This is a genomic window from Nonomuraea salmonea (assembly GCF_042428605.1).
Classification (GTDB): Bacteria; Actinomycetota; Actinomycetes; order Streptosporangiales; family Streptosporangiaceae; genus Nonomuraea; species Nonomuraea salmonea.
On the sequence record NZ_JBHMCF010000015.1, the window covers coordinates 1 to 11,379 of the forward strand.

The 11,379-nt window shown below is 66.6% G+C and carries 11 protein-coding genes and 1 pseudogene; 2 read left to right on the forward strand and 10 right to left on the reverse strand.

What is annotated here, in order from left to right; translation table 11 throughout:
• Nucleotides 1-710: SMI1/KNR4 family protein (locus tag ACFFR3_RS19665; protein ID WP_379483595.1), on the forward strand; the 710-nt coding region annotated here is incomplete at its 5' end.
• A gap of 681 nt (nucleotides 711-1,391) precedes the next feature.
• Here the strand turns inward: ACFFR3_RS19665 and ACFFR3_RS19670 are convergent.
• The 5 genes from ACFFR3_RS19670 to ACFFR3_RS19690 form a co-directional block, all read right to left on the reverse strand.
• Entirely contained in the window at nucleotides 1,392-1,802 is a 411-nt protein-coding gene (locus ACFFR3_RS19670) for a site-specific integrase (RefSeq protein ID WP_379483596.1), read from the reverse strand.
• Nucleotides 1,803-2,479: 677 nt separating this feature from the next.
• Nucleotides 2,480-2,947 carry a hypothetical protein gene (locus ACFFR3_RS19675; protein ID WP_345391581.1) on the reverse strand — a complete coding sequence of 156 codons (468 nt, stop codon included), beginning with the start codon at nucleotides 2,945-2,947 and terminating at the stop codon, nucleotides 2,480-2,482.
• Nucleotides 2,948-3,321: 374 nt separating this feature from the next.
• Nucleotides 3,322-3,645, reverse strand: a complete 324-nt coding sequence (locus ACFFR3_RS19680; protein ID WP_379483597.1) for an STAS domain-containing protein — start codon at nucleotides 3,643-3,645, stop codon at nucleotides 3,322-3,324.
• A 119-nt stretch (nucleotides 3,646-3,764) separates the two neighbouring features.
• Entirely contained in the window at nucleotides 3,765-4,616 is an 852-nt protein-coding gene (locus ACFFR3_RS19685) for a DUF5994 family protein (RefSeq protein WP_379483598.1), read from the reverse strand.
• 384 nt (nucleotides 4,617-5,000) lie between these two features.
• Complete coding sequence (locus ACFFR3_RS19690) at nucleotides 5,001-5,564, reverse strand: DUF5994 family protein (protein WP_379483599.1); 564 nt, start codon at nucleotides 5,562-5,564, stop codon at nucleotides 5,001-5,003.
• 387 nt (nucleotides 5,565-5,951) lie between these two features.
• On the opposite strand from ACFFR3_RS19690, the gene ACFFR3_RS19695 reads away from it, so the two are divergent.
• Complete coding sequence (locus ACFFR3_RS19695) at nucleotides 5,952-7,625, forward strand: SpoIIE family protein phosphatase (protein ID WP_379483600.1); 1,674 nt, start codon at nucleotides 5,952-5,954, stop codon at nucleotides 7,623-7,625.
• A gap of 239 nt (nucleotides 7,626-7,864) precedes the next feature.
• Here ACFFR3_RS19695 and ACFFR3_RS19700 read toward each other — a convergent pair.
• The 5 genes and pseudogenes from ACFFR3_RS19700 to ACFFR3_RS19720 form a co-directional block, all read right to left on the reverse strand.
• Nucleotides 7,865-8,263, reverse strand: a pseudogene (locus tag ACFFR3_RS19700) (transposase); the annotation flags it as partial.
• Between the two features lie 91 nt (nucleotides 8,264-8,354).
• The gene (locus tag ACFFR3_RS19705) at nucleotides 8,355-8,627 is read right to left on the reverse strand and encodes a tyrosine-type recombinase/integrase (RefSeq protein ID WP_345409427.1); all 273 of its coding nucleotides are present in this window, start codon (nucleotides 8,625-8,627) and stop codon (nucleotides 8,355-8,357) included.
• Between the two features lie 94 nt (nucleotides 8,628-8,721).
• The gene (locus tag ACFFR3_RS19710; protein WP_345391599.1) at nucleotides 8,722-10,149 is read right to left on the reverse strand and encodes a DEAD/DEAH box helicase; all 1,428 of its coding nucleotides are present in this window, start codon (nucleotides 10,147-10,149) and stop codon (nucleotides 8,722-8,724) included.
• A gap of 346 nt (nucleotides 10,150-10,495) precedes the next feature.
• A complete protein-coding gene (locus tag ACFFR3_RS19715; protein WP_020545593.1) occupies nucleotides 10,496-10,702 on the reverse strand; it encodes a cold-shock protein in 207 nt (68 codons plus the stop codon).
• Nucleotides 10,703-10,871: 169 nt separating this feature from the next.
• On the reverse strand, nucleotides 10,872-11,141 hold the full coding sequence (locus ACFFR3_RS19720) for a hypothetical protein (RefSeq protein ID WP_379483601.1): 270 nt from the start codon (nucleotides 11,139-11,141) through the stop codon (nucleotides 10,872-10,874).
• Nucleotides 11,142-11,379: the final 238 nt, after the last annotated feature.

The following is an 11,379-nucleotide window of genomic DNA, read 5'->3' on the forward strand; positions in this document are numbered from 1 at the left end:
CGATCAAGGTGTCAAGCATCAAGCGAGGCCAGAGTGTCAACCATCAAGCGAGACAGGACACAGCCACGCCGATCACACTGCCGAATTGTTTTTATAGGGATCAAGCGGCGTGTACCGTGCAAGCCCTTCCCTCGTATGCCCAGTTGGAGTTGCCCGTGTGGAACGCCGATCTCATCCATCGCCGACTTGCTGAGATCCAGCAGCAAGACCCGGAACACAAGATCTTCGGCGCTGGGCGCCATCACCACCGTCTCGGGCCACGACTCTCAACACGCGAGGTCACCGCATTCGAGAGGAAAATCGGCGTCGAGTTACCCGAGTCCTTCCGCACGTTCCTCACGGAGGTGGGCAACGGTGGAGCCGGACCTTCCTACGGGCTGTACGAGCTCGAAGAGGCGTTTCGCCTGGACGCGATAGAAACCCATGAGGGGCCATTGCACTTCTACACGACCCCCTTCCCTCACACGGTTAACTGGAATCCCCCGCTCGAAGCACAGCCCGAGGACTACGAGGAAGGCCGCTGGATCACCGGCTCCCTGGTCCTGGCTGAGTTCGGCTGCGGGGCATTCCACCGCTTGGTGCTCAACGGCAAGGTTGCCGGCGAAGTTTGGTTCGACGACCGCTGCGCTGACGGGGGCATAGTCCAAGAACGTGACTTCTTCGAGTGGTACATGTCCTGGCTTGACCAACCTCATCGACACTACTTTTGAATCGCCTCCGGCGGGGCGCCCCGGCTCCGGGATGATCGCCGCGTTAGGTGTCAGGGGCGTAGATGGTTGAGGTGGAAGCCTGATCATCCCGCCCACCATCAACCCGGGACAAGCCGAGCAGACCAGGGCCATGGGGACAAGGTCGTTCCTCCAGTTGGGGCTCCACCTTGTCCCCGTGGCCCTGGCCCGCTCCCCCTTCAGGCGGGTCGCGCGCGAGAAACACCAGGTGGCCGGCTGATCGTCGTGCCATTAGCGTGACATTAAGGGCGGTAACGAGGGGTCAACAACGGTCACTCACGACCGGCCACAGGCCCAGGTCAACGCCCCTACGAGCCAAAATCCCTGCAATTCCCAAGCTGGCAGCGCGGGTTCGATTCCCGTCACCCGCTCTCAGCCTGAAAAGCCAGGTCAGGGATTGATCCCCGACCTGATTTTGATCATTTCTAGGGCTCTTCTCGATCTTCCGTGCACGTTACGTGCCCGATCCGTCTGGATCTTGCTCGTCCCGGCTCGGGTTCGTCGGGCTTCAGAACTTCCTCGCCGAGCTTGCCGAGAGCGTCTGCGATGGCCCTGTCCCGCTCCATCGCGGTGTGCTGGTAGATCAGTGCGGCTCGTGTGGACGAGTGGCCCATACGGGTCATCAGGTCCCGGAGAGCAAAGGTGTTGCCGGTGTGGCGAAGATCATGGAAGTGGAAGCCGCTGAGTTCGCCCCTCTTGAGAGTTGCCGCCCGGACGCGGGTGAAGTTCGCGCGCCGGAGCTTGGCGCCCTTGGGGCCGACGAAGACGTGTCCGTGCTCGCCCCTTCTCGGCGTACGTCTCCATGTGCTGCCGGAGGTCCGGCAGGAGAGTCGCCGGGATACTGACGATGCGCTTGCCCGCTTCCGACTTGGGCGGCCCGATGGTCACCGAGCCGTCCTTGAGTTCGGTCGTGGTCCCGACGACACGGATCGTTCCCGCATCGAGGTCCACGTACTTCCGCTGGAGTGCGGCCAGCTCGCCCCACCGCAGGCTCGCGAAGGTGGCGAGCAGGATCAGCATCCTGAACCGCGGTTCGATGGCATCGGCGAGGGCGAAGACCTGCTTCATGGTCAAGACGGGCCGCTCCGGCGAGTCCTCCTTGCCTGCCTTCTTGATCGTGCAGGGATTAGCCTTGCAAAAGGACCCAGCGCCCTGAGATCCCAGTTGGGACGGTGGCCATTACGGAACCCACACCAAGTGACGGTCTGCTCAGTTACCTCGACCTGTGCGGTCAACGGTCAGCATCCCCATTCGCCGCATTCGCAGCCCAGCAGCACTCTCTCCTTCGGAAAACCAATGGAGATGGGGTGCTCCGAGGAAATGTGTGCTTGGCCAGCAGATCAAGTCCCGCTCCAGCAGTCCCGCATAGGCCCCCGCGATGCTTGGGCTGGAGGCCAGCTGTAGTTAGACGACGCGTGCGAGTTCGATGAGATTGATGCCGTCGATCACGATGTCCATGTGCGGATAGACGCTGAGGGCGACCGGCCCTTCAACGCGGAACTCGATCACATTCACGAATACACCTTATGTCCTAAGTTTAAGATGCTTCGCCGCTTTCGGACGGTCACGAACGTCCCTGGGACACCGCTGCAGGGACCAGACTCAAGATCCGGGATATGCGATCCGGCTCACCTCAGCCGCTGATGGCCTCCTGCTCGTCGCGATCATCTCGGAGCCTGAGGCCCCGCCGGAGGCTTGCTCCAAGGGCACCCTTGGAGAGGTGTCAGTTGTGATTGAGTAACGACCATCGCCTAACTGCACCTGTAGCCGCGGTCGTCCCAGCAGGAGTCAGCCGCGGTCACATTGACCCACAAGCCCTCTTGTTGGCCTTCTGGAGCGGTGTCAGTGATCTCTTCAATGGCGATCCCGATGAGCCGCTGGTCCACTTGGTCGACGAGCTGAAATTCGGTGCAGCGTGGAGTGCATGCCTTCGAGGCGGGAGACCACCCCGCCTCGACGAACGCTTTCCACAACTCCTCATGTCGGAATTCTGGGCTCACCAGAACGGATAGTGAGGCACCGTTGTTAGCTGAGTCGCATCCATTCCATTCGTCAACACTCCGACGCTTGCCCGACGGCAGAACAGCACTGACCGCCTTCAGATACAGAGCGTTCTCCTGCTTTGCCCGGTCCACGCAGACCTGGCCGCCACCGTACATGCCCTCATAGCCAGATGTGCAGCCGATCAGACTGCAGGCCAAGACCATCACGGCGCTCACCGTGCAGAGCTTTCTGGATGGCGGAATCGAGCGACGTAACCCCATAGGCAAAGTAGATCATTTGTCCAGGACGCGGGCAAAGAGAGCGTTGGGCAGGATGATCAACGAGTCACAGGCGAGCAGTCCCTTCTCTTGCAGCCGTAAAAACGTCCGCCAAGAGGTGTCGAAGGTTCCTGGCGCGCCGGACTGTGCCGGCGTGAACGCAGGATCCGCCGCACGGTCGCCGCGCTGACCTGCAAACCGAGCCGAACCAGTTCACCGTGGACCCGCCAGTACCCCCATCGTGGGTTCTCCCGGGCCAGGCGGAGGACCAGACCCCGGACCTCTTTGCTGGTTCCGAGACGGCTGGTGCGGTGGGGGTAGGTCCAGGAGCGTCATGCCATGACCGGGAAGCGGTGGTCCAGGCCGGTGATGTGCAGCAGCCGGGCCACGCGCGGGGGAACGCCGGTCAGGGCCAGTGTGATGCCTCGTGTCCGGGCCCGGCCTTGCACGCCGATCAGCACGCCGATCCCGCCTGCCCCGCAGAAGGTGACCTGGGACAGATCCACGATGAGCAGGTCGGTGCTGTGGTCGAGGGTGTTGATCAGCCTCTGGCGCAGGCGGGCTGTGGTGAAGATATCGATGTCCCCCGACAGATGCACGAGGGTCGGCGCCGAGGCGCCGGCCTCGGCGAGCGGGGCGGTGTCGAGGGCGGTCATGGAATGTCTCCTCCCGGGAGAAGCTGAAAGGCGATGAGATGCCTGCCGGCCGGAGATCGGCCAGCCGCCAGTACGGGCGGTGCCAGGACCGCTCGATCCGGCCGGCAGGCGGCACGGGGTCATGGCGACGGCGCCGGCCGTCCCATGGATGGCTGCGCCGCCTGCCCGGTGACCGGCCCGCCCTCGTCCTCCCAGCGGGCCGAGCCGTCGGCCGTGGCACGCGCAGCTGGGCCGGCGGGCAGATGCGCGAGGGTGAGGATGGCGTCGATGCTCATGCCGGCGATGTCCTGGGCGGTGAGCTTGAGCGTGGCCTCGGCGGTGCCGGCGGCGGTGCCCGAAGGAATGATCAGCAGGACGACCGGCTCGTCGGCGGCGAAGCTGAGAGTGATCACGCGCGGGTCGGTGTGGCGGAACCAGCCGATGCGGACCTGACGCCCGCGCGCGGGGATGCGGCGCGGAATGTTCTGCCACGCATCGCCATGCAGGCCGATGCGGAGCGTGGCCCGATCCAGCAGCCGGTCCACGGCGGCGATGAGGCCGGGCAGTTCGGCGGCCGCGTCACGGGAGGAGGGCCACCAGGCTCCGTCCACCACCGCTCGCCGGTTCGGCACTGGGCGGAGACTGAGCCGTACCGGGCAATCGGCCCGAGGGGCCGCGGGCGAGGCGGGGCTGAGCGGTGCGGGTTGCGAAAGAAGTGTCGGCGTCATGGTCGCCTGGCCTGTCCAGGCCTCCGGGGAGGCCGGGTGGTGGTTCGCCGGGGGCGACGCCGACCTGAATGCCAACGCTCGAAAAGACCTCGGTATTTCTATTGTACGGCATGACTTCCAGAATTCGCCAATTCCAGAAGTAGCCTCAGCGGGTGAAATGCGGAAACACGCCCTCAGCTCAGAAATCACACAACCGGCCGTAGCAGCTTTCGGAAGAACAAGCCAGTCGCGGGCCGTGCCGCTCTCCGCCCCGCACGCCGCCATCCTGGCCGGCCACACCGCCGCTCTCGCGCACGCCCCGCTCGAGCGGGTGCCGCCATTGCACTCCTGTCTTCCAGCCCGGCTGGAGGGCACACACCGCGCACCACGGTAAGCGAATGTGGAGGACGACTACCTACAGCGTTCGACCCTGGGTAGGCCAACGTGGTGTCGGCGCGTGTGTCGAAGACAGACAGCGCCGAGACGGGCCAGTACCTGTAGCAGCGAACAGTTACAACATGCTCACCGACGCCGAATGGGCTCCGCTGGCCGAGGGAGGCCGGCACGGACGCAAGGCCGTTTACGGATGTGAGCTGCGACCCGGCCACGCGGGCGCGCACGCCGCGCACATCCAGCTGCTGCGGGGCCCGGATCGGTTCATCCGGCCGCTCAGTGAGTCACTGGCCGGAGACGGCGGATGGCGGGCCGTTCGGGGGCGGGCTCGGTGACGCGACCGCCCTCATTCTCCCAGGAGGCTGAGCCGTCCTGGGCAGGTGAGCTCTCCTCGGGTGCCGCGGCGCGGAGGAGGTCGGCGGGACGCACACCGAACGTGTCCGCGACGGCGCGCGTGAGCGCGGCGATGGCGAGGCCTGCAGCGGTGCGGGGCGGGATGACCAGCAGGCTGACCGGCGAGGTTCCCGCGAAGCTCAGGGTTATCAGGTGCGGGTCGGCGCTGCGGAACCAGGCCACCCTGACCTGACGGCCCGGTGCCTGGATTCGGCGCGGGATGTGGTCCCAGGCGTCCACATGCAGGCCCACACGCAGGACAGCCCTGCCGAGCCGCTGGTCGACGGCGGAGATGAGAGCAGGCAGTTCGGTGCCGGCATCGCGGGTGCGCGGCCACCACGCTCCGTCGATCGTGCCCTGCTGGTGGAGGACGGTGTTCAGGCTGAGCCTGAGCGCGGACTGTTCCGCGAAAACCGGACCCGACGGGAAGAGGATTGTCGTCATCATGGTTGCCTGGCCTGTCAGGCCCCTCATCACGAGGCCGGAAGTGATCTATCGCCGCGGGCGACGCCAACCCGAATGCCAACGCGCGAAATGTCCTCGGTGTTTTCTATTGTATCTCATTTCGCGAAACGAGAGGAATCAAGGCTCTACTGCGGAAATCGGCGATATTGTCATTTGCAGTGGTGATCGGGCCCGGCGGACGACCGTACTCCGCGCGTGATCGCCGGGCGATGTCGAACCAGCGCGTCGCCGGGCACAACCGTTTCTCATCAGGAATCATCCCTGATAGCCGACCGAGGCCTGCGGGGTTGTCCTCGGCTGGGAGCGGTACGTCGACCGTGGAGGCAACGCGTGGCCCAGAGCACATCCGACGGTCGGGGTCAGTGGTGGGTGACACAGCCGGGTTTCTGGCGCGAGGTCTTCGACCATCTGGGTGCCGGCGTGGCCGTGCTGGACTCCTCTGACCGAATCATCGCGGTCAACCCGGCTGCCGAGGAGTTGCTGGGCCGTACCGCCTCTGCGATGAGCGGACAGGACTTTCACGTCCTGCTGCACCGCCACGTCGAGGACGCCACCCTGCCGCAGGAGCCGTGCCGGCTGCTCACGGCCCTCACCCGTCGCCTCCGCGCCCGCGGGGCGGACACACTGCTGAGCGAGGACGGACATCTCATCCCGGTCACCTGGTTCAGCGATCCAGTGACCAGGAACGGCGAGGCGCTCGGCATGATCGTGCTGATGTCCGGCGACGGAACCGACCGGGAAGCAGCGGTCAGCCTCGCAGCGCACGTGACCGCCTTGGAGGACCTCACCGACCGGCTGGCCCTGGCCGCGGAGATCGCCACAGCGCTCGCGCAGACCCTGGACACCGAGGAGGCACTCGCCCGGCTCGGCCGCTTGCTGGTGCCGCGCCTGGCCGACTGGATCGCCATCGACCTGCGAACGGACGAGGGCGTACGAAGACTGGCGGTGATCGGACCAGAGAGCCGCGACACCGAGCGGGATGCGTGGCAAGGTCCACTTCCCGCGCTGGACGAGCACTCACGTTCTTCTCTGGTACGAGTGTTGCGCGGCGGCGATCCCGTCCTGATGGGGCTGGGGGACATCGCTCAGCCACCCGACTCTCCTCTGGCCGCCGTCCAGACGGGCTTCCTCCAGGCGATCGGCGCCACCTCCGTGCTCATCACACCTTTGGGCACCGTCCGGCGGGTCACCGGCGCCCTCACCCTGGCCCGTACCGGCGCCGCTCGGCCTTTCGACTCCGCCGAGGTGTCGCTGATCGGCGACATCGGGCGCCGCGTCGGCCTGGCCATCGACAACACCCTGCGGTTCGGCCGCCAACGCCAGATCGCCGAGGCCATGCAACGCAACCTGCTCGCATCCCTGCCGCAACCCGGCCGGCTGCGCCTCGCGGCCCGCTACCAGCCCGCCCCCGCCGGCTCCCAGGTAGGCGGGGACTGGTACGACGCGTTCCTCCTGCGTGACGGCGCCACCGCGCTGGTCATCGGCGACGTCGTGGGTCACGACCTGGCCGCCGCGGCGGGCATGGCCCAACTGCACGGCATGCTGCGCGCCCTGGCCTGGGATCGGACGGGACCTCCCAGCGCCATCGTCGACCGCCTCGATCAGGCCGTTCCCGTCATCACGAATGTCCCTCTGGCCACCGTCATCCTGGCTCGCCTTGAAGGTTCGGATGAGGGTCCCTGGCAACTGCGATGGACCAACGCCGGTCATCCGCCGCCCCTGCTGGTCACACCCGACGGACGCGCCGAATTCCTCGAACAGGGCCAGGGCCTGCTGCTGGGCACCGGCCTCAGTGACGTCAGCCGGCCGGACGCCACGGTCCCCCTGCCACCTCGCGCCACCCTGCTGTTCTACACCGACGGCCTGATCGAGATCCCCGGCACCGATCTGGACATCGGTCTGAGGCGACTCCGCCGCCACGCCGCCGCCCTGGCCTGCCATGCCCTGGACGATTTCTGTGACCAGGTCCTCGCCCGCATGCCCCCTGGCACCGCCGACGACGTCGCCCTCTTGGCCGTACGCATCCCGGCCGTCTCCGAGTGACCGGCTCTTTCATGCCGGGTGACAAGCGGTTCACGCCACTGCGGTCGCGCCCTCGGAGCGGTGTAAACAGCTCGACGAGGCCGGTGCCGTGAGTGAATCTTAGGCGGCCTTCGGTCAAGTGCCTGCTCACCGGCCGTCAGAGCCTGACCACCTACGTGCGCATCCTGCAGGACCTCCGCCGAGCCCTGCTGCATCCGCCCACACGGCTCCACCCGACCGACGGCCCGTCCTTGGCACCCGTCACCTAGGTCGCGCCGGCACCTGGCGTCGTATTCGACGACGCCGCGCACGAACAAGGCGATCATGAGCGTCTCCAGCGCGTGGGTGGCGGTGACACCTGCGCCGAACAGGCGGGAGGCGAACTTCTCGGTGGTGCCGCGCACTTTCGGGCGGGCGATGGTGATCGGCCCGCTGGTGGTCTTGACGGTGGTCGGGCAGTGCCCGTTGCGGTGACCGGGCCGCACCGGGGCCTCCTCGTCGCCGCCGGCAGCGGTGGCGGTGCGCTGGTAGCGGGCGCGGCCGAGGAAGGCGTCCACCTCGGCTTCGACGGCGGTCTGGATGATCAGACGGGCACCGAGCCGGGTGACGCCCTCGATGACCTCGACCAGGTCACGACCCTCGGCGAACAGGGCGTCGATCTCGGCGCGGCTGGCCTGAACGGGCGGTGGATGCGTGCCACGAGCGTAGGTCCTTGCGTAGTGCGACCTTTGGACGGTTCAGCACGGCAACCTACGCTCGTTCACTTTTACACCGCATCTCGGACGCGACCGCCGGGCTGTGGCCCGGTCGCTGTCGTGGATATGGCTGAGGCAGCACCGCGGTGTAGGTGTCGGCGGTGAGGACGATGCCGGCATGTCCGAGCAGGCCCTGCACTACGCGTAGATTCGCGCCTGCCGCCAGGGCCGGTGTCGCGGCTCCATGTCTCAGGTCGTGCAGCCGCAGCGGGGGGAAGGCCGCTGGCCAAAACCAGTTTGTGCGAGCGGTGGGTGAGGTGGTTGGGATCGATCGCCTCGCCGTTCTCGCGGGCCGATCTCTTCAGCACCCTTGCCGCCCGAAAGGCCTGACTACCTGGCCTTGGGCGAGCCCCCATCCGCTGCTACCGGAAACGTCTGCCGTTCCGTCCCGACCGACGGCTGACAACCGGTGCGGCGATGGTCACGGGGATACCTGAGGGAGCCTGGGCGCCCGTGATACGCCTCAGCTCGGCCTCGCCCGAACGGACCTCGCTGGTCTGCGGGACGATACCGGCATCGGCCATCAAGCGGGTCATGTCACGGCGCTGATTGGGCAGCACCAGGGTCACGACGCTGCCGGACTCGCCGGCGCGGGCGGTGCGGCCGCCGCGGTGCAGGTAGTCCTTGTGGTCGCTCGGCGGGTCGACGTTGACGACGAGGTCCAGGTTGTCGACGTGGATGCCGCGGGCCGCGACGTTGGTCGCCACCAGCGTCGTGACGTGGCCGCTCTTGAATTGAGCGAGGGTGCGGGTGCGCTGGGGCTGGGACTTGCCTCCGTGCAGCGCGGCGGCGCGCACTCCGCTGTTCAGCAGCTGTTCGGTGAGCCGGTCCACAGCGTGCTTGGTGTCCAGGAACATGATCACCCGACCGTCGCGAGCAGCGATCTCCATAGTGGTGGCCTGCTTGTCGGCACCCTGGATGTGCAGCACGTGGTGCTCCATCGTGGTGACCGCGCCCGCCGAAGGGTCGACCGAATGGACCACCGGGTCGCTCAGATAGCGGCGGACCAGCAGATCGACGTTGCGGTCCAAAGTCGCGGAGAACAGCATCCGCTGGCCGTCCGGGCGCACCTGGTCGAGCAGGTGGGTGATCTGCGGCATGAAGCCCATGTCTGCCATCTGGTCGGCCTCATCCAGCACGGTGATGCCGACCTGGTCCAAGCGGCAGTCGCCGCGCTCGATGAGATCCCTGAGCCGTCCCGGGGTCGCGATGACGACCTCGGCGCCGTTGCGCAGCGCATGGGCCTGGCGGCTGATCGACATGCCGCCGACGACCGTGGCCAGCCGCAGCTTCAGTGCTTGGGCGTACGGTGTGAGCGCATCGGTGACCTGCTGGGCCAGTTCCCTGGTGGGGACAAGGATCAGGGCAAGCGGTCGCCGCGATTGTGCCCGCTGTCCGGAGGTGCGAACGAGCAGGGCCAGGCCGAAGGCGAGTGTCTTGCCCGACCCGGTGCGTCCCCGCCCCAGGACGTCCCGGCCGGCCAGAGAGTTCGGCAGCGTGGCCGCCTGGATCGGGAACGGTTCGTTCAAACCCAGGCTGGTGAGCACCTTCAGCACTGCGGGCGGCATGCTCAGCTCAGCGAACCTCGCGGCTGCCGGCAGGGCCGGGGTGACGGTGACCGGCAGCGCGAACTCTCCCTGGAGCACGGCGGGACGCCGCCCGTTGCCGGACCGGCTGGAGGGGCCTGAACGGCCCTTGGCCGGAGAGCCGAATCGGCCGCCCCTGCTTCGGGCGGAGCCGCCCGTATGGGGCGAAGAGTTGCGATCGTGCGCGCGAGTTGCGTGGTTCATGCAGAACCTTCCTCGATGCGGCACGTGTCAGGTGATCCTCGGTGCGATGAGCGGCACAAGAACAGCGAGCACGAGCCGAAGAAAAGACGAGTCGAACCGGCGGAAAACCGCCTGGGCCCGTACGTCGAAATGGTCGGCTTTCGCCGAGAAGAACGCGGCGATGATGCCGCGCCGTAGGACTGGAGCGGGCCTGTGCCCGAACCATCGGTGGTGGTGCATCCGGTGTGCGACGGAAGAACAGACGCGCTGTGCTTCTCGGTTGTGAGGTCATCACGGCACGATGGATGCCACAAAAGCAACGCGCCGGGGCCGCGCCCTGCGGCGCGGGCCCCGGCTACGTGGTGTGTCAGGCGGGAACGATGTTCTCGGCCTGCGGGCCCTTCTGGCCCTGCGTGACGTCGAAGGCCACCTTCTGGCCCTCGCGCAGCTCACGGTAGCCGCCGTTGGCGACGATGTTGGAGTAGTGCGCGAAGACGTCGGCGCCGCCGCCGTCCTGCTCGATGAAGCCGAAGCCCTTTTCCGCGTTGAACCACTTCACGGTGCCAGAAGCCATGTTGATCTCCTTTGATAGGTGCATAGCCGAAACCCGCATCGAACGGATTCCGCGTCGCCGCGATAGGACCACACCCGGAGATGACCGGAAAACAAAAATGCACCTGAGGCTACATACCGTCAGGTGCACACAAGTCTTTATGGGTACCACAACTGCAACTAGGTTCAATCTAGCACACGTGTGGCCGTGCCGCGCATGCCCCCGCCGACGTCGTCATCATCCTCATCTTCATCATCGTCATCGTCATCATCCGCGCGCCAGCGCCGCGCGGGTGATGAGGCAGGAACGAGGCGAACTCGGCCGCGGCCAGGCCGACCGCCACGGCGGCGGGCCGGCCGGCCAGGACGTGGTCCGCCTCCCGGCTGGAGCCGGCGGCCGTCGTGGTGCGCAGCTCACCCCGCAGGCCCATCACCGGGCACACCGCCGAATGCCACCCCACGATCGCCAGCCCATCTCCCCGCCCCCGGCCCGCTTCTCGCGTCTCATGTGGCGGGAGAGCAACTTCCTCTCTGACACCCTCAAGAAAATCTGTAGTCGCGACTGTAGACATTCGTGCGGTGGGGAGCTAGAGTTCTTCATATCGCAAGAGACGGATCCACGAGGGCAGCGCAGGACGAGCACCACGACGAACTGCCCGGACGGACGTGGACGCAGGAGTGCAGAACGAAGTGAAGGCA

Coding starts and splice junctions, on each gene's coding strand:
- ACFFR3_RS19715 (WP_020545593.1), bottom strand. CDS start 10,702: ATGGCTTCTGGCACCGTGAAGTGGTTCAACGCGGAAAAGGGCTTCGGC.
- ACFFR3_RS19690 (WP_379483599.1), bottom strand. CDS start 5,564: ATGATGACGACAATCCTCTTCCCGTCGGGTCCGGTTTTCGCGGAACAG.
- ACFFR3_RS19680 (WP_379483597.1), bottom strand. CDS start 3,645: ATGACCGCCCTCGACACCGCCCCGCTCGCCGAGGCCGGCGCCTCGGCG.
- ACFFR3_RS19685 (WP_379483598.1), bottom strand. CDS start 4,616: ATGGCGGCGTGCGGGGCGGAGAGCGGCACGGCCCGCGACTGGCTTGTT.
- ACFFR3_RS19710 (WP_345391599.1), bottom strand. CDS start 10,149: ATGAACCACGCAACTCGCGCGCACGATCGCAACTCTTCGCCCCATACG.